This is a genomic window from Aeromonas sp. R2-1, assembly GCF_040908425.1.
Taxonomy (GTDB): domain Bacteria; phylum Pseudomonadota; class Gammaproteobacteria; order Enterobacterales; family Aeromonadaceae; genus Aeromonas; species Aeromonas caviae.
Map to the genome: position 1 here is coordinate 351,083 of NZ_JBFODR010000023.1, position 18,013 is coordinate 369,095.

The 18,013-nt window shown below is 57.9% G+C and carries 18 protein-coding genes; 16 read left to right on the plus strand and 2 right to left on the minus strand.

The window, feature by feature from the left end; translation table 11 throughout:
* Positions 1 to 44: 44 nt before the first annotated feature.
* Positions 45 to 347, plus strand: a complete 303-nt coding sequence (locus AB5Y80_RS07950) for a metalloregulator ArsR/SmtB family transcription factor (RefSeq protein ID WP_029313781.1) — start codon at positions 45 to 47, stop codon at positions 345 to 347.
* Between the two features lie 48 nt (positions 348 to 395).
* Here the strand turns inward: AB5Y80_RS07950 and rpsT are convergent, their stop codons facing one another.
* On the minus strand, positions 396 to 659 hold the full coding sequence (gene rpsT / locus AB5Y80_RS07955) for a 30S ribosomal protein S20 (protein ID WP_005308808.1): 264 nt from the start codon (positions 657 to 659) through the stop codon (positions 396 to 398).
* A gap of 191 nt (positions 660 to 850) precedes the next feature.
* On the opposite strand from rpsT, the gene murJ reads away from it, so the two are divergent.
* From murJ to AB5Y80_RS08015, 12 genes are all read left to right on the plus strand, one after another.
* Positions 851 to 2,413: a murein biosynthesis integral membrane protein MurJ gene (gene murJ / locus AB5Y80_RS07960; RefSeq protein ID WP_029313784.1), complete on the plus strand. Its 1,563-nt coding sequence runs from the start codon at positions 851 to 853 to the stop codon at positions 2,411 to 2,413.
* 209 nt (positions 2,414 to 2,622) lie between these two features.
* Positions 2,623 to 3,597: a bifunctional riboflavin kinase/FAD synthetase gene (gene ribF, locus AB5Y80_RS07965; protein WP_368172780.1), complete on the plus strand. Its 975-nt coding sequence runs from the start codon at positions 2,623 to 2,625 to the stop codon at positions 3,595 to 3,597.
* Positions 3,597 to 6,458, plus strand: coding sequence for an isoleucine--tRNA ligase (ileS, locus tag AB5Y80_RS07970; RefSeq protein ID WP_201926766.1), 2,862 nt, complete (start codon positions 3,597 to 3,599; stop codon positions 6,456 to 6,458). Before ribF ends, ileS begins: the two co-directional genes overlap by 1 nt.
* Positions 6,458 to 6,961 (plus strand): signal peptidase II, encoded by a 504-nt coding sequence (lspA, locus tag AB5Y80_RS07975; RefSeq protein ID WP_039039988.1) that lies wholly within the window; start codon positions 6,458 to 6,460, stop codon positions 6,959 to 6,961. Before ileS ends, lspA begins: the two co-directional genes overlap by 1 nt.
* On the plus strand, positions 6,958 to 7,410 hold the full coding sequence (fkpB, locus tag AB5Y80_RS07980) for an FKBP-type peptidyl-prolyl cis-trans isomerase (RefSeq protein WP_041210958.1): 453 nt from the start codon (positions 6,958 to 6,960) through the stop codon (positions 7,408 to 7,410). The genes lspA and fkpB overlap by 4 nt, the downstream gene beginning before the upstream one ends.
* A complete protein-coding gene (gene ispH / locus AB5Y80_RS07985) occupies positions 7,410 to 8,345 on the plus strand; it encodes a 4-hydroxy-3-methylbut-2-enyl diphosphate reductase (RefSeq protein WP_039039990.1) in 936 nt (311 codons plus the stop codon). The genes fkpB and ispH overlap by 1 nt, the downstream gene beginning before the upstream one ends.
* Positions 8,346 to 8,455: 110 nt before the next feature.
* A complete protein-coding gene (gene tppA / locus AB5Y80_RS07990) occupies positions 8,456 to 8,863 on the plus strand; it encodes a type IVa pilus pseudopilin TppA (RefSeq protein WP_039039991.1) in 408 nt (135 codons plus the stop codon).
* A 3-nt stretch (positions 8,864 to 8,866) separates the two neighbouring features.
* A complete protein-coding gene (pilV, locus tag AB5Y80_RS07995) occupies positions 8,867 to 9,430 on the plus strand; it encodes a type IV pilus modification protein PilV (protein ID WP_039039992.1) in 564 nt (187 codons plus the stop codon).
* Positions 9,427 to 10,428, plus strand: a complete 1,002-nt coding sequence (locus tag AB5Y80_RS08000; protein ID WP_368172766.1) for a PilW family protein — start codon at positions 9,427 to 9,429, stop codon at positions 10,426 to 10,428. Before pilV ends, AB5Y80_RS08000 begins: the two co-directional genes overlap by 4 nt.
* The gene (tppD, locus tag AB5Y80_RS08005) at positions 10,425 to 10,868 is read left to right on the plus strand and encodes a type IVa pilus pseudopilin TppD (RefSeq protein ID WP_049636457.1); all 444 of its coding nucleotides are present in this window, start codon (positions 10,425 to 10,427) and stop codon (positions 10,866 to 10,868) included. Before AB5Y80_RS08000 ends, tppD begins: the two co-directional genes overlap by 4 nt.
* 65 nt (positions 10,869 to 10,933) lie before the next feature.
* The gene (locus tag AB5Y80_RS08010) at positions 10,934 to 14,455 is read left to right on the plus strand and encodes a pilus assembly protein (RefSeq protein WP_368172781.1); all 3,522 of its coding nucleotides are present in this window, start codon (positions 10,934 to 10,936) and stop codon (positions 14,453 to 14,455) included.
* Complete coding sequence (locus AB5Y80_RS08015; RefSeq protein WP_264787298.1) at positions 14,452 to 14,736, plus strand: TapY2 family type IVa secretion system protein; 285 nt, start codon at positions 14,452 to 14,454, stop codon at positions 14,734 to 14,736. Before AB5Y80_RS08010 ends, AB5Y80_RS08015 begins: the two co-directional genes overlap by 4 nt.
* Before the next feature lie 13 nt (positions 14,737 to 14,749).
* On the opposite strand, the gene AB5Y80_RS08020 is transcribed toward AB5Y80_RS08015, so the two are convergent.
* The gene (locus AB5Y80_RS08020; RefSeq protein ID WP_010673109.1) at positions 14,750 to 15,253 is read right to left on the minus strand and encodes a GspH/FimT family pseudopilin; all 504 of its coding nucleotides are present in this window, start codon (positions 15,251 to 15,253) and stop codon (positions 14,750 to 14,752) included.
* Positions 15,254 to 15,390: 137 nt separating this feature from the next.
* On the opposite strand from AB5Y80_RS08020, the gene AB5Y80_RS08025 reads away from it, so the two are divergent.
* Genes AB5Y80_RS08025 through AB5Y80_RS08035 form a run of 3 tightly spaced genes read left to right on the plus strand, consistent with a single transcriptional unit; the run spans position 15,391 to position 18,010 of the window.
* Complete coding sequence (locus AB5Y80_RS08025) at positions 15,391 to 17,013, plus strand: NAD+ synthase (RefSeq protein ID WP_368172767.1); 1,623 nt, start codon at positions 15,391 to 15,393, stop codon at positions 17,011 to 17,013.
* A 9-nt stretch (positions 17,014 to 17,022) separates the two neighbouring features.
* On the plus strand, positions 17,023 to 17,361 hold the full coding sequence (glnB, locus tag AB5Y80_RS08030) for a nitrogen regulatory protein P-II (protein WP_005308848.1): 339 nt from the start codon (positions 17,023 to 17,025) through the stop codon (positions 17,359 to 17,361).
* A gap of 46 nt (positions 17,362 to 17,407) precedes the next feature.
* Entirely contained in the window at positions 17,408 to 18,010 is a 603-nt protein-coding gene (locus tag AB5Y80_RS08035) for a transglycosylase SLT domain-containing protein (protein ID WP_041214486.1), read from the plus strand.
* Positions 18,011 to 18,013: the final 3 nt, after the last annotated feature.

Consider the following 18,013-nt stretch of genomic DNA (forward strand, 5'->3'; position numbering starts at 1 on the left):
ACGGTGACGGCGCTATGATGCCTGTCTTGGAAGAGGAGGGTGAGATGCAATTGGAAGAAATGGAAGCGAATGCCGGGCGTGCCGTCACCCTGCTCAAGGCATTGGCCAATGAACGGCGGCTGTTTATCTTGTGCCAGTTGCTGGATAGGGAGCTGTCGGTCGGCGAGCTGAACGAGGTATTGGGATTGAGCCAGTCAGCCATGTCGCAGCATCTGGCGGTGTTACGCCGGGATGAGCTGGTGGCGACGAGGAAGGAAGCCCAGACGGTCTATTATTCCCTGCGCAGCCATGAAGTGCGTGAGATGATCGGACTGTTGCACAGACTGTACTGTAGCGACCCCAAATAAAAAACCGGCACTAGGCCGGTTTTTTCAGCTTTCATCAGCGGATGCTGATTAAGCCATGGCTTTGATCTGGGCAGACAGGCGGCTCTTGTGACGAGCAGCTTTGTTCTTGTGGATCAGGCCTTTGGTCGCCATACGATCCATGATCGGCTGAGCAACAGCGAAAGCGGCAGTGGCAGCAGCCTTGTCACCAGAGGCGATGGCAGCGATCACTTTCTTCAGGTAGGTACGGGTCATGGAACGACGGCTGGCGTTGTGCTGACGACGTTTCTCTGACTGAAGAGCACGCTTCTTAGCAGATTTGATGTTAGCCAAGGTAAAACTCCTAAAACTGTCTTAGCGAGTGTATTGAAAAGGCCCGGAAATATGCCTTCCCAACCACATATTGTCAAATGATTTGTGCAAATAAACACCGCCCCCCGGTGGTGTGTCAGATGGGAGACGGTTAAACTGTCGGCCGATTCTAACAGCATTCTTTTCTTTCCGACAGTTCCAGAGGCCTCGTCTTGAGTAAGAAATTGATCAAATCCGGCATGATAGTGTCCGGAATGACGCTGGCATCCCGTGTGATGGGCTTGGTGCGCGATGTGGTCATCGCCAATTTGCTCGGTGCCGGGGTGGCCGCAGACGTCTTCTTCTTCGCCAATCGCATTCCCAACTTTTTGCGCCGTCTCTTTGCCGAAGGGGCATTCAACCAGGCCTTCGTGCCCGTGATGACGGAGTACAAGAAAAACGGTGACGAGCAGGCGGTTCGGGAGCTGCTGGCGGCGGTGGCGGGCACCCTGGGTGGCATCGTCACCGTGGTCACCTTGCTCGGGGTGCTGGGTTCCGGTGTCCTGACGGCTCTCTTTGGCTGGGGCTGGTTCTGGGACTGGCTGCACGGCGGACCGGCGGCGGAGAAGTTCGAGTTGGCCAGTCTGATGCTCAAGATCACCTTCCCCTATCTCTGGTTCATCACCTTCACCGCCATGGCGGGGGCCATTCTCAATACCTTTGGCCGTTTTGCCGTGTCCTCCTTCACGCCGGTGTTCCTCAACATCACCATGATTGCGGCGGCCTGGTGGATAGCGCCCTTGATGGAGCGCCCCGAGATCTCCCTGGCGATCGGTGTCTTCCTCGGCGGTCTGGTCCAGTTTTTGTTCCAGTACCCTTTTCTGCGCCAGCTCAACATGCTGGTCTGGCCCAAGTGGGGTTGGCACCATCCCGGGGTCGTGAAGATCCGTACCCTGATGATCCCGGCCCTGTTCGGCGTGTCGGTCAGCCAGATCAACCTGCTGATCAACACCATGCTGGCCTCGTTTCTGGCCACCGGCGCCATCAGCTATCTCTACTACTCTGACAGGTTGCTGGAGTTCCCCCTCGGCCTCTTTGCGGTGGCCATCAGCACGGTGATCCTGCCTGCCCTGGCCAGGAAACACGTGGATGCGGATCCGGCGGATTTCTCTCGCACCATGGATTGGGGGGTGCGCATGGTGATGCTGCTCGGCTTGCCAGCCATGGTCGGTATCGCCGTGCTGCGCGAGCCCATACTGCGGGTGCTTTTCATGCGCGGTGAGTTCGGTCTGCACGAGGTGAGCATGTCGAGTGCCAGCCTGCTGGCCTCCACTACGGGGCTGCTCTCCTTGATGCTCATCAAGGTACTGGCCCCCGGTTATTACGCCCGCCAGGACACTAGGACGCCGGTGCGTATCGGCATCATGGCCATGGTAGCCAACATGGTGTGCAACCTTATTTTCATCTATCCGCTCGGCTACGTCGGGCTGGCGCTGGCGACCGCCTGCTCCGGCACCCTGAATGCCGTACTGCTGTTCAAGGGGCTCTATCAGCAGGATGTTTATCGCCCTTCCCGCAACACCGGGCTGTTCTGCCTCAAGCTCTTGGCGGCAACGGTCTTGATGGGGGGGCTTCTGGCCTATCTGTCACCGGATCTCGCCCAATGGGGGGCCTGGAGCATGGGCAAGGCCAGCCTGGAGTTGACCCTGCTGCTCTGCCTGGGCGGAGCGCTGTATGGCATTGTCCTCTTGGCATTGGGGATCCGGCCACGGCACCTGAGAGCCGGTCAGCAATAAGGAGCCAGCTGCAAGGGAGGGGACAGTACAGGGTCGATGGGGGAGCGGTCTCAGGGGCTGTCGGGTTGACCCGCCAACGAGGTGCGATGCTCCTGGCCGAGTCCGAGAAGCGGGCGGGATGGCTAAATCGGGTCAACGGCAGGGCTGACCCTGCCTGCTGCCTGATATATAATCCGCCGATTTCCATGGCAGCAACGCACAAGGCACTGATGGAGCTTATTCGCGGCATTCACAATATCAAGCCCCGTCACCGGGGCTGTGTATTGACCATAGGCAACTTCGATGGGGTTCATCAGGGGCACCACGCGGTGTTGGCCCGTTTGCAGGATAAGGCCGCCCAACTTGGCCTGCCAGCCTGCGTCATGTTGTTCGAACCCCAGCCGCTGGAGCTGTTTGCGGGCAGTGCCGCGCCCGCCCGCCTCAGCCGCTGGCGGGAGAAGTATGAAGCCCTCAAGGGAATGCAGATCGATCGCATGCTCTGCGTGCGTTTCACCCATCGTTTTGCCGAGCAGGCGGCCAGCACCTTCATCGAGCAACTGCTGGTGGAGAAACTCGGCGTGCACTATCTGGTGGTCGGCGACGATTTTCGCTTCGGCAAGGGGCGGGAAGGGGACTTCCACCTGCTGGAGGAGGCAGGTCGGCGCTTCGGGTTCGAGGTGATCAGTACCCAGAGTTTCCAGCTTTCCCGCCAGCGGGTCAGCAGCACCCTGGTGCGCGAGGCCCTGAAAGCGGGCCGCATGGCGGAGGTGGAGCTGATGCTCGGTCGCCCCTATGCCATCAGCGGCCGGGTGGCCCACGGCGACAAGCTGGGGCGCACCATAGGTTTTCCCACCGCGAATCTGGCCCTCAAACGCCAGGTTGTCCCGGTCGGTGGCGTGTTTGCGGTGGAAGTGATATGTTCCGGCAAGACTTTCCCCGGTGTCGCCAATGTGGGTGTACGTCCGACCTTGAGCGGTACACAAGCCAGATTGGAAGTACATCTATTTGATTTTTCTGGTGATCTATATGGTCAGCAGGTCAAGGTGCTGCTTCGCCACAAGCTGCGCGAAGAGCAGAAATTTGCCTCTTTCACCGCCTTGAAAGAGCAGATCGAACGAGATGCCCTGGCGGCCCGAGCCTGGTTCGGGCTGCCACAATTTCATTTACCCAGCACTCTTTTAGAAAAGAAGGGAACCCAGGACTGATGAGCGACTATAAACACACCCTGAATCTGCCGGAAACCGAGTTTCCGATGCGTGGCGATCTGGCCAAACGCGAACCCAACATGCTGAAACGTTGGTACGATCAGGATCTTTACGGCGCCATTCGCCGCGCCAAAGCGGGTAAGCCTTCTTTCATTCTGCACGATGGCCCCCCCTATGCGAACGGCAGCATTCACATCGGTCACTCGGTCAACAAGATCCTCAAAGACATCATCATCAAGTCCAAGGGCCTCTCTGGCTTCGATTCCCCCTATGTGCCGGGCTGGGATTGCCACGGTCTGCCCATCGAGCTGAAAGTGGAAGGCATGGTCGGCAAGCCGGGCGAGAAGGTTTCCGCCGCCGAGTTCCGCGCCGAGTGCCGCAAATACGCCAAAACCCAGATCGAAGCGCAGAAGACCGACTTCATCCGTCTGGGCGTGCTGGGTGACTGGGAACACCCCTACCTGACCATGGATTTTGGGACCGAAGCCAACATCATCCGCTCCATGGCCAAGATCGTTGAAAACGGCCACCTGCACAAAGGCTCCAAGCCGGTGCACTGGTGTACCGATTGCGGCTCCGCGCTGGCTGAAGCGGAAGTGGAGTACTACGACAAGAACTCCCCCTCCATCGACGTGCGCTTCAAGGCCGTCGACGAGGCTGCCGTTGCCGCCAAGTTTGATTGCGCCGAAGGCCACACCGGCAAGGGCGCGCTCTCTGCCGTGATCTGGACGACCACCCCGTGGACCCTGCCGGCCAACCGCGCCATCGCCATGCATGCCGATCTCGACTACGCACTGGTGCAGGTTGAGGGCGACAATCCCGAGCGTCTGATCCTGGCCGCCGAGCTGGTCAAGGACGTGATGGATCGCGCCGGCATCGAGCACTTCCACAACCTGGGCTACGCCAAGGGTGCCGCACTCGAGCTGCTGCGCTTCAACCACCCCTTCTACAGCTTCGACGTACCTGTGGTGCTGGGTGACCACGTCACTCTGGACGCCGGTACTGGCGCGGTACACACCGCCCCTGGTCACGGTCAGGAAGACTTCGTGGTCGGTCAGAAGTACGGTCTGGAAGTGGCCAACCCGGTTGGCAGCAACGGCGTCTATCTGCCGGATACCGAACTGTTTGCCGGCCAGCACGTGTTCAAGGCCAATGCGGCCGTGGTCGAGGTGCTGACCGAGCGCGGCGCCCTGCTGCATCACAAGGTATTCAACCACTCCTACCCGCATTGCTGGCGTCACAAGACCCCGATCATCTTCCGTGCCACCCCCCAGTGGTTCATCAGCATGGAGCAGAAGGGTCTGCGCAAGCGTGCTCTGGAAGAGATCGAGCGTATCGAGAAAGAGGGCATCGCCGAACACGGCCAGAGCGGCTGGGTTCCGGCCTGGGGCAAGAATCGCATCCAGGCGATGGTCGAGAACCGTCCTGACTGGTGCATCTCCCGTCAGCGTACCTGGGGCGTGCCCATCTCCCTGTTCGTTCACAAGGATACCCAGGCGCTGCACCCGGAGTCCGTGCGCCTGATGGAAGAGGTGGCCAAGCGGGTCGAGCAGTCCGGCATCCAGGCCTGGTGGGATCTGGACAAGGCCGAGCTGCTGGGCGCGGACGCCGACAACTACGAGAAGGTGCCTGATACCCTGGACGTCTGGTTTGACTCCGGTTCTACCCACGCCTCCGTGGTCGACGCCCGTCCCGAGTTCAACGGCAAGCCGGCCGACATGTATCTGGAAGGCTCTGACCAGCACCGTGGCTGGTTCATGTCCTCCCTGATGATCGGCGTCGCCATGAAGGACAAGGCACCCTACAACCAGGTGCTGACTCACGGCTTCACCGTGGACGGTCAGGGCCGCAAGATGTCCAAGTCCATCGGCAACGTGGTAAGCCCTCAGGACGTGATGAACAAGCTGGGTGCCGACATCCTGCGTCTGTGGGTAGCGAGCACTGACTACACCGGTGAGATGACCGTCTCCGACGAGATCCTCAAGCGCTCCGCCGACGCCTATCGTCGTATCCGCAACACTGCCCGTTTCCTGCTGGCCAACCTGAACGGTTTCAATCCGGCAACCGACATGGTGTCGCCTGCCGACATGGTGGTGGTGGATCGCTGGGCAGTGGGCCGTGCCAAAGCGGTACAAGCCGAGATCGTGGCTGCGTTCGACGAGTACAACTTCCACGGCGTGACCCAGAAGCTGATGCAGTTCTGCTCCATCGAGATGGGCTCCTTCTATCTGGATGTCATCAAGGACCGCCAGTACACCGCCAAGGCCGACAGCCTGGCCCGTCGCTCCTGCCAGACCGCCCTCTATCACATCGCCGAGGCCATGGTGCGCTGGATGGCGCCGATCATGAGCTTCACTGCCGACGAGATCTGGGCCCTGCTGCCGGGTGAGCGCGGCGAGTTCGTGTTCACCGAGGAGTGGTACGACGGCCTGTTCGGGCTGGAAGCGGGCGAAGTGCTGAACGACGAGTTCTGGGCCGAGATCCTCACCGTGCGCGGTGAAGTGAACAAGGCGCTGGAAGTGGCCCGTGGCGAGAAGCGCATCGGCGGTTCTCTGCAGGCCGAGCTGACCCTGTTCGCCAAGCCTGAGCTGGCCGCGCGTCTGAACGCCCTGGCCGATGAGCTGCGCTTCGTGCTGCTCACCTCCAAGGCCAGGGTGGTCAGCGTCGATGCCGCACCGGCAGAGGCCGTGGCAACCGAGCGTGATGACCTGTGGCTCTGCGTGGCCCAGTCTGCCGCCGCCAAGTGCGACCGCTGCTGGCACCATGTGGAAGACGTGGGCACCATTGCGGGCCATGAAGAGATCTGTGGCCGCTGCGTCACCAACGTCGAGGGTGACGGCGAAACTCGTCAATTTGCCTGATGAACATGACTCAACATAAAAGCGGCCTGCGTTGGCTGTGGCTGGCGGTGCTGGCCTTCGTACTGGACCAGGCGAGCAAGCTCGCCGTGGTCAAGCTGCTGCCGTTTGGCTACCCGGGGGTGGAGATCACCCCCTTCTTCAACCTGGTCCACGTCTACAACAAGGGGGCTGCTTTCAGCTTCCTGGCAGATCAGGGAGGCTGGCAGCGCTGGTTCTTCGCTGTGCTGGCGTTCGCCATCTGTGGCCTGCTGATCCACTGGCTGCGCAAGCAGTCGGTCACCCAGCGCTGGAGCGGTATCGCCTACAGCCTGATCATTGGCGGGGCGCTCGGCAACGTGTTTGACCGGCTGGTGCTGGGCCATGTGGTCGACTTCCTCGACTTTTACTGGCAGCGCGCCCACTGGCCGGCGTTTAATCTGGCTGACAGCTTCATCTTCATCGGTGCCGCCATGATCGTGCTGGATGGCTTCCGTGGTGAGAAAAAACAGGACGCGACCTTATGAGCCAGCTGATTGCTGCGGACAGCAGCGTGCTGTTCCATTTCTCTATCAAACTGGAAGATGGCTCGGTGGCGGACAGCACGGCGCTGCACGGCAAGCCTGCCCGTCTGCGGATGGGAGACGGCAGTCTGACGCCGAGCTTCGAGCAATGCCTGCTGGGGCTGCGCGAAGGGGAGAGCAAGAGCTTTACCCTGGCGCCGGAAGAGGCGTTCGGCCTTTCCAATCCCGACAACATCTACCATCTCGATCGCGCCAAGTTCGGTAACGAAGTTGAGCCCAAGGTGGGTACCATCATTCTGTTCGACCAGCCCAACGGCAGCGAACTGCCCGGGATCATCCGGGCGGTGGAAGGGATGTCGGTCACGGTCGATTTCAACCACCCCCTGGCCGGTCACACCGTCACCTTCGAGGTGGAGATCCTGGGGGTTGATGACGAGGAGAAGGTGCACTGATGGATATTCTGCTGGCTAACCCCCGTGGCTTCTGTGCCGGTGTCGACCGGGCCATCAGCATCGTCGAGAGCGCGCTGGAGAAGTTCGGTGCCCCGATCTATGTCCGTCACGAAGTGGTGCACAACCGCTACGTGGTGAACAAGCTCAAGGAGGCGGGTGCCGTTTTCGTCGAAGAGCTGGACGAGGTGCCGGATGACAGCATCGTCATCTTCTCCGCTCACGGTGTCGCCAAGGTCGTGCGCGAGATGGCCAAATCCCGCGCCCTCAAGGTGTTCGATGCCACCTGTCCGCTGGTGACCAAGGTGCACATGGAGGTCCATCGCGCCAGTCGCAAGGGCTCCGAAGCCGTGCTCATCGGCCATGCCGGCCACCCCGAGGTGATCGGCACCATGGGACAGTACGAGAACAGTGAGGGTGGCATGTATCTGGTGGAGACGCCGGAAGATGTGGCCAAACTCAAGGTGAAGAACCCGGATGACCTCTGCTTCGTGACCCAGACGACACTCAGCGTGGACGAGACCTCGGATGTCATCGATGCCTTGCGTGCGCACTTCCCCAAGATCCAGGGGCCGCGCAAGGATGACATCTGCTACGCCACCCAAAACCGCCAGGATGCGGTGCGGGAGATGGCCGGGCTGGTGGATGCCATGCTGGTGGTGGGATCGCGCAACTCTTCCAACTCCAACCGTCTGAGGGAGCTGGCCGAGAAGGTGGGCGCCAAGGCCTACCTCATCGACGATGCCTCCATGATTGAGCCGCAATGGCTGGACGGGGTTGCCCGTATCGGGGTCACGGCGGGTGCGTCAGCCCCCGATGTGCTTGTTCAGAATGTCATCGCCCGGCTGCGCGAGCTGGGAGGCAAGATAGTGACCGAGCATCCTGGCCGGGAAGAGAATGTGGTGTTTGAAGTGCCGCCCGAGCTTAGAATTATTTGAATGTGGCCATGATGGCCTGAGAATAAAGAGTTATGTTCCTGATGCCGGATTTGTCGTTGCGACCTATCCGGCATTAGACTATATGAACCGCCAGTCACCAAGGATGGGTTATGATTGGGTTCTATCGAGGCTTTTCTCTCATTGAATTGATGATTGTCGTCGCAATCGTGGCGATTCTTGGCACTATTGCCTATCCCTCCTATCAGCGTTACCTGCTGTCCAGCCACCGAATTGATGCCAAAAAAATGCTGTTGGATGCCGCCAACAGACAAGAAACCTATTTTATGGACTTCAATCGGTATACCTCATCCGCAGCCGACTTGAATATCTCGGAGAACTCCGAATCCGGCTTCTATCACCTGGTCATCTCAGCCGGGGTCAATACATACATCCTGTTTGCCACAGCCTCTGGTGCGCAGGGGTCAGACAGCGACTGCATCATTTTCTCCATCGACCAGGATGGCACCCGGAGTGCCACCCGGCTCGGGGATACCGTCAACAATGCTTGCTGGGACTAGGCGATGAAACCACTGCACCATCGACACACGAGGGGATTCAGCCTGCTGGAGGTGATGATTGCGGCCGTGGTGCTCTCCTTCGGCTTGCTGGGATTGGTTGCCATGCAGGTCACCGCCAAGTTTTCCAGCTACGAAGCGCGTCAGCGCACCATCGCCAACTGGCTGGCCAATGATCTGGTCGAACGCGCCAGGATCAACAAAGACAGCTGGGCTGGTCAGGGAACGACAGTGGTATCCGGCAACGCGATCCTGGATATGCCGAGCTGTGCCAACAACAATGGCACCATGTCGGATTGCAGCAGGACAGAGCGGCAGGCACTGGACCTCTTCTACTGGCAGCAGTCCCTGCTGGGAACCGCAGTATCCGGTGCCGCGTCACCTCTGCAATCTCCGGTCGGCTGCGTGATTCGTGGCGCCAACAACAGTTTGACCATAGGGATCTTCTGGCAGGGGCGGGAGTCTTTGTCCGATGGTGCCGTTGCAGTGGCCGCGGTGCGCAACAGTTGTGGGTTGGGCAATGCGGCAGACAGACAGAGGCGTCAGTTCGTACTGACGACCACACTATGAATGCCCGCGGCTTCACCCTGATTGAATGGTTGATTGCCATGTTGATCGGCGTATTTCTGGTCGGTGGCGGCTTGAGCATCTTCGTGGCTTCCCGCGCCACAACGGAAGATGCTTTCGATCAGAGCGAGTTGCAGGAGAACGGGCGTATTGCGATGCGTCTGGTGACACAGGACCTGAAGTGGGCGGGCTTCTGGGGGGACTACACCGGTTCCCCCATGGCAACGGGGCAAGGCGTGACTCTCAGCAGCGGGTCTGCGGTGCTTTCGGCGAACGATTGTCTGGACAATTTGGGGCGTGGCAGCTTGCCGCCCAGCGTGGGAACAAATCGGGGGGTCTGGGTCGCGCGGGTGGACAACAACAGGGCGATTAACGGGGGGGCTTTTGCCTGTATTCCCGTGACGTCACGTGTTGCCAATACGGATGTCATCAGCATCAAGCGATTGATTGGGCAGCCCCTGGCCGATGCCGCAGCTACTGGCAATCGCTTCTATCTTGCTACTACGACGCAAGCGGCACTGATGTTCAAAGGGGGAGAAACAGTGCCCACGATGACAGATATGCCGGCTCGTCAGCTCTGGGAATACCAGCACTTTATCTATTATCTCGCTCCCAATGCCGCAGGCAACCCGGAGCTGAGAAAGCGTTACCTGACTGCCAATGGGGGCTCGGTTCTGATCGGAGGCCCCATGGCGGAAGGGATTGAGCGCATGACGGTGCTGTTTGGTGTTGACGACACTCCTGTTGCCGATGGGGTCATTGATCGCTATGTCGCGTCTACAAACGTGACCGAGCAGGAATGGAGCGAAGGGCGTGTCGTTGCTGCCCGTGTCTTTATTCTGGTGCGGTCGTCGCAAGCATCCAGCAGCTATGTGAACAACAACATCTATCAGGTAGGCAGTACCAGCGTATCAGGCAATGGGGATGGATTTCGTCGTTTGCTGCTGGAGAGCAGCGTGTCGCTGCGCAACCCGATGGTCATGACTGGAGGTGGTTCATGAGGTCTCAGCATGGCGTTGCCCTGATCGTCGCTCTGATCATCCTGGTACCTCTGACGCTGATCGCCGTGGTGGTGATGCAGTCCTCCGGGCAGGATCTCAAGATGGCAGGCTCTGCGGCCAATTTCAGGCAGGCAGAACACAGACTGGAAGGCATCATCGAAGCGGCGGTACAGAGCAATAACATATCGACGGTGATTGCAGGCATGGGGTCTGCGCTGGGGGCGAGTGCTGCCATCAGTGTCAATAGCAGCAATAATTCAGCCAGTGTGGCCCTCACCAATCGCACGGAAACTGTCTGCAAACGCAAGGTGGATGCCAGCAGCAGCAATGTGATTCCTGTATGCAAATATGTCGAGCTACAGGCCGGTGTCAATTATGGAAAATATTCTCGCCCGCTGACCTGGACTGCGGGTGTGGAACAGCCACTGCTCACAAAATAGGAGCGAAGGATATGTGGTTACAACGATTCGGTTCAATTTTATGCTGGTGCAGTCTTGTTTTTGGCATGACGTCAACACGAGCCGATGACACCGAGCTTTTTATATACGACTTTAATAAGGCTGGTGATTTCAGACCTAAAGTGCTGTTGATATTTGATAACTCCGGCAGTATGGCTGACACCATGGAACAGATAAAGGAAGCTTATAATCCAGCGACTGTCTATCCAGCCTTGAGCAATGATCCCGACACAAGCAATACTAAACGATATATCTATTTTTCAACAGATGGGAGCATTCCCACTATTAATAGCAACAAGCGTTTCTCCGACAAACTGAACGCTTGTGCCACCTCCAAGGGACCTCTTGCAAGTATCGGTTATTTTCAGTCGCAAGTCTGGACTTATGAAGTGACAAGTGGCAACCCTCCCGGGAGAGGGAGGGGAAGCTGGTATTCAATTAGTGGTTATCAGGAAAACAACATCGACTTGGTCGATTGCAAGCAGGATGTGACCGCAAATAACCCTGCCAACCCATACACAGGTACTTGGAGTGTTGGCACCGGGTATCCGGTCAATAAAACCAGCAATAATCAAGGCTCATGGTTTTATACAGCGGCAACAAAAGACTCTGTTAATGCCAGCAATACGGCCGTGGTGCTTTATTCTGCCAACTATATCAGGTGGTATTACGGGCCTACGGGTTACTCTATAGAATCCCGGCTGCGTATTGCCAAAGATGCAGTCAAAGGATTGATATCATCTGCCCCCGGGGTTGATTTTGGTCTGGCTATTTTCAACAGGAATGACAGTAGCAGTACCAATGGCGGCAGAGTTGTCCGGGATATTCTGGGTAGCGAGATCACGTTGTCGAATGGCAAGACCGGAGAACAAGACCTGCTCGACAGGGTCGAAGGACTGACTGCCAGTACCAACACACCATTATGCGAGACGTTGAGTGAGGCGTATCGCTTCTTCGGGGGACGAAGCGTTGTTTATGGCTTGCAAGGAGGCACGAGAGATACGACCGCCGAAAGCCCAACAGGTACCTATCAAGCCCCCTATGACAACTGCTCAAACAACGGTTACGTCATATACATCACCGATGGAGAGCCGACTCAGGATGGGGATGCCAATACCTTTGTCCAGGGATTGATAAATACATTGTCCAGCGATGAAAAAGCGGCTTATGGCACTACCGTTACTTATGGGTCAGGGAACAGGTCCAGCAGCTATCTGGCCGCATTGGCGGGTTATATGAAACACAAGGATGTGAATGCCGTTTCCCCTGGTACCCAGACAGTCACGACCTTTACCGTCGGGTTTGGTGACGAGGCGATAAGCGGGGCCGGTAATTTGCTTGCTGAAACTGCCCGTCGTGGTGGCGGCGTTTATTATCCGGCAACCAACGCCTCTGCCTTGAGTGATGCGTTGAAGGCATCGCTGCTGGCGATCCTGCGGATCAATACCTCGCTGGTGTCCCCCGCCATTGCCAGCAACAACTTTGACCGGACACGCAGTCTCAACAACATCTATTACGCCATGTTTGAGCCAGATGATGGTCCCAGATGGCGGGGCAATCTGAAAAAACTGATCTTTTCTCCTGACGGTTATGTGGCTGACAGCCGGGGGCTGCCTGCTATCAAGTTTGATGGCACCATCATCGACAGTGCCCAGACTTTCTGGTCATCCGGCCGTGACGGGAACGTTGTGGCCGAAGGTGGGGCGCAAGAGATGTTGGCGGGGAAAAGCAACCGCAGCCTCTATGTCATCAACAATGCCCAGAACCGTCTCGATCAGCTGACCAAGGCAAATCTGGTAACGCAGGCTGGCAGTGAAGCCGCGCTCATGACCTTCATGCAGGCAGTTACGACGACTGAACTCGATTCCCTGATCAACTGGACCAAGGGGTTGGATGTCGACGATGAGGACTTTGATACATCAACCCTGATCCGCGCCCATATCATGGGTGACCCCCTGCACTCACGTCCCCTGGTGCTGAACTATGGCCCGCAATCCGGTAACCCGACAGATGCACCGGACTTGCGTATTCTGTTTGGGACCAATGCCGGTTTCCTGCATATGTTCAAGGACATGGGGAGCACCATAGACGAAAGCTGGGCGGCGATACCTTATGAGTTCATGGCCAATCAGAAGGCGCTGCGTCTCAATGCGGAATCAGCCGAACATATCTACGGTGTTGACTCTTCTCCGGTGGCCCTTATCAAAGATGCCAATCGCAACGGGGTGCTGAAATCCTCGGAGAGCGATTTTGTCTGGGTATTCACCGGCTTGAGGAGCGGCGGCAAAGCCTATTATGCATTCAACGTTTCCAGCCCGGATACGCCGACACTGAAATGGCGTCTGAACAGTCTGACGACTGGTTTTGGTGAGCTGGGGCTGACCTGGTCGGTGCCGGAAGTCGCGTTTGTGCCGGGAGTCAGTGATCCCGTGCTTATCTTTGCTGGCGGTTATGACGTGAACAAGAGCGTGCTGGGATTGGGAACCAGTGACAGCATGGGGAGAGGTATCTACATCGTCAATGCCGATACTGGGGCGCTGATATTCAGTGCGACCCCTGCTGCGACTTCAACCAGCAACCTCAGAGTCACGGGGATGACCGACAGTATGCCCGGGTCGGTAGCTACGCTTGACAGCGATGGTGATGGCAAAGTCGATCGCATCTATGTGGGTGATACGGGGGGCAATATCTGGCGCATGGATCTCCCAGGCACCAACAAATCTGACTGGAGCGTCTTCAAATTTGCCAGCCTGGGGTCGGATGTCACTCAAGCAGATGATCGCCGTTTCTTCACCCAGCCTATCGTGGTGCGTACCATCAACAAGCAGGTCACCCGCACCGTTGTGGGGGGGAATGTGGTCTACTCCTATCAGGATCGTCCCTTTGATGCAGTGCTGATTGGGAGTGGAGACCGCAATCGCCCCTCATCGGAAGCGACCGTCCGCAATGGCTATTTCATGTTGCGTGATTATGATGTCGTGCCGCGTGCCGCCAATGCGCAGGCAAGAAGCCCCATCTTGATTACTGACCTTTATGATGTGACCTCTGATCCTTTGTCTGCCCAGACAAACACGGATGGAATATTGGTGACCAAGGCGGGAATTACCACTGCCAAAGGGTGGGTCAATTGGTTGAACGAACCGGGTGAGAAATCCATGGGGGCCGGGGTCGTACTTCAGGGCAAGCTTTACTTCACCTCGTTCCTGCCGCAAGTGCAGTCGTTCCAGCAATGCACTATTCAATCCATCGGGGCTGCACGCCAATACATGGTAGACATGCATTATGGCAGTTCCTTCCGTTATGTGGTTGATCTTGAAGGCAACCAGACACCTGAGCGTTATGTCGAAGTACAGAACAAGGTTGCCGACGATTTGGTGGTGCATGCAGGAGACGATGCCAAGATCCGCATTATTGGAGGCGGTGTCGGGGAAGAGGTCATCCTGAAAGATGAAGGGGATGGTGAGCCTGAGCGTTGTACCGGAGCGGGAGAGTGCAACCAGGGGGCAGAGGAGGCTGAGATGGATATGTCGCCCAAGAAAATTTACCTCTACGAAGGAGAGGCACAATGAAAACACGCAGCGGGGTGTTGGGTTTGTGCCTCTTGTTATCCGGGTCCGTCTTGGCAGATGACATAAAATGTTATGTCGAGCTGATTAACGGCCAGAAGGTTGTCCTGCACGGTACTGTGGCAGACAACACGCCAAAGGCGGTGCAGGATAAATTCAAACAAAGAGGATACGAGGTGGATGGTGCGGTACAGCCTGTGAAGAAAATCCTAGAATGCCGCACTGCGGAGGAAAATTTCCAGTCAAAAGAGGGTCAGCAACAGGATGCCCGTCAACTGCGATAGCGAAGAACTTCATTCAGAGGCAGATATTTGCCTGGGTAGATTGGGTGGTGCGGCCGGAGGGAGAGATGACCAGATTTATCTGGGCATTTCCTGAACGACACAGCGTGATGGTGGCATTGGTACCCAGGCTGGTGCCATCAGGGCTGAAGGTAGTGGAAGTTCGATTGTTTGCAGCAGTCAGCGAGTCAGATAGCTGAGGGCTTCTTGCCAGAATCTGCTCACCGTTATTGAAAATGTCATTGCCATTACCGTCGACGAACACGAGGAATTGGGTCGGATTGGCGGTGACACAATTGTCACTGGCATTGGCAAGGCACACAGTGACAGATTGCTGGTTGTCGATGGCTTGGCTACGAGCAAAACGCAGATATTTCAAGAGTGTGCGAGATTCAAATTTCAAGGCATTCTCATTGAGCAGGCTCGACATGGCCGGTGCACCAATACCAAGCAAGATGACCCCCAGACTGACGGCGATCATCAGTTCCAGCAGGGTGAATCCTTTCTCGTCCTTGATCATGTCAATATCTCCCTCGATTAGTTACATCTTATCTCCAGACAGCCAGAACACCAGCGCAAAGCCCAAGTGTTGAGCTGGCACAGCCAGCGCCTTTTCTTTATCATTCCCCATCATTTTCGAATTCAAGATGCATCGCCATGGCAAAAGCCCTCTCTCTGATGCTTGCCCAGTTAAATCTGACGGTAGGCGCCATCGAAGATAACTGTGACAAGGTACTGGCGGCAGCAGCCCAGGCCGATCAGCAAGGGGCCGATCTGCTGGTTTGCTCCGAGCTGGCCCTGACAGGATACCCGCCTGAGGATCTGCTGCTGCGCGCCGACCTGATGGTCCGGGTCGAGGCCGCGCTGTCCCGCATCGCGGCATGGCAGGGCCAATGTGCCATTCTGGTGGGCCACCCTTGGCGCGAAGAGGGGGCGCTTTACAATACGGCGTCTCTCTATGAGCGCGGGCAACTGCGGGCACGTTATTTCAAACAGGACTTGCCCAACTACGGGGTGTTCGACGAGAAGCGCTACTTCACTGCGGCGACCGATACCTGTGTGGTGCCGTTCCGTGGCCATCAGCTGGGTTTGCTCATCTGCGAAGATCTCTGGCAGCCGGGTCCGGCGCTGGCCGCCAAGGCGGCGGGGGCCGAGCTGCTGCTCACCATCAATGCCTCTCCTTATGATCAGGAAAAACCCTGGATCCGCCGCGAACTGATGGCGGAACGCTGCGATCAGACCGGTCTGCCGCTCATCTACCTCAACCAGGTATGCGGCCAGGACGAGCTGATCTTCGACGGCTGCTCCAAAGTGTTCAACAGCCAGGGCGAGCTGACCCACAAGCTTGCTCCGTTTGCCGAAGAGCTGGCGCTGGTGCGCTTTGCCGATGGTCAGCCGGTGAAGGAGCGGGAACCCGCCGCGCCGCTGGAGCCGTTGGCCGAGACTTATCAGGCCCTGGTGCTGGCGGTGCGCGACTATGTCACCAAGAACGGTTTTCAGGGCGCCGTGCTGGGCCTCTCCGGTGGTATCGACTCGGCGCTGACCCTGGCCATTGCGGCCGATGCCATCGGGGCGGACAAGGTGCAGGCGGTGATGATGCCGTTCCGCTACACCGCCCAGATGAGCGTGGAGGATGCCAAGGAGCAGGCCGAGCGGATGGGGGTGGAGTTCAACATCATCTCCATCGAACCCATGTTCGAAGGCTTCATGACCCAGCTGGCGCCTCTGTTTGAAGGGACTGCCCGCGACACCACCGAAGAGAACCTGCAGGCCCGCTGCCGCGGCGTGCTCTTGATGGCGCTGTCCAACAAGCGCCGCCGTATCGTGCTGACCACTGGCAACAAGAGCGAGATGGCCGTGGGATATGCCACGCTGTATGGCGATATGGCGGGTGGCTTTGATGTGCTCAAGGATGTCCCCAAGACCCTGGTCTTCAAGTTGTGCGAATTTCGCAACAGCGTGGAGTACGTGATCCCGCAGCGGGTCATCGATCGTCCCCCGTCGGCCGAACTGGCACCGGATCAGGTGGACCAGGACAGCCTACCCCCCTATGACATTCTGGATGCCATCCTCAAGCGCTACGTGGAAGAGGATGCGTCTGTCGCCGACATGGTGGCGGAAGGTTTCGAAGAGGCGGTGGTACGCAAGGTGATCCGCCTGGTGGATCTCAACGAATACAAGCGCCGTCAGGCCGCCGTCGGCCCTCGCATCACGGCTCGCAACTTTGGTAAGGACCGCCGTTATCCCATCACGTCCGGGTTCGGCAAACAGAACTGGTAAGGAGTCACCATGAAGAAGATTGAAGCCATCATCAAACCGTTCAAGCTGGACGATGTACGCGAGGCCCTGGCCGAGATCGGCATCAACGGCATGACAGTGTCCGAGGTCAAGGGGTTCGGCCGCCAGAAGGGCCATACCGAGCTCTATCGCGGTGCCGAGTACATGGTCGACTTCCTGCCCAAGGTCAAGGTGGAGCTGGTGGTGCAGGACGAGGATCTCGATGCCTGCCTGGAAGCCATCCAGAACACAGCGCGTACCGGCAAGATCGGTGATGGCAAGATCTTCGTCTGCGAGGTGGAGCGCGTCATTCGTATTCGTACTGGTGAAGAGAACGAAGACGCGATCTGATGTGGTGGATGTGCCCTGTGATGAACAGCAAGAGTCTGTCGTTCTGATGTCGTTGTACCGTATCGGGGTCGTGGCGGCGTGCCTGATGGCGCTCACCGCGTGCAGTACCCGGCCGCCGGCCCAGCCGGAAAACCTGTGCCAGATCTTTCGGGAGAAACCCGAGTGGCACGAGGCGGCGCTCAAGATGAACGAGAAGTGGGGGACACCTGTCCAGGTAGTGATGGCCATGATGTACCAGGAGTCCTCCTTCGTGCATGATGCCCAGCCGCCGATGCAGTATTTCCTCTTCATCCCCACCGGGCGGGCCAGTTCAGCCTACGGCTATGCCCAGGTGAAAGACGAAACCTGGGCCGACTATCAGCGGGAAACCGGCAACGGCTGGAGCGATCGCGACGACTTTGCCGACGCCATCGATTTCATGGGCTGGTACACTCACAAGGCACAGCGGCTCAACGGCACATCCAAGTGGGATGCCTATGGCCAGTATCTCAATTATCACGAAGGCTGGGGGGGCTACCGACGTGGCAGCTACCGCAGCAAGGGATGGCTGATGAAGGTCTCCCGCAAGGTGGAGGCCCGTGCCCAGCGCTACGGTGCCCAGTATCGACAATGCAAGGATCAGCTCTCCAGCGGGGGCTGGTTCTGGTAACCA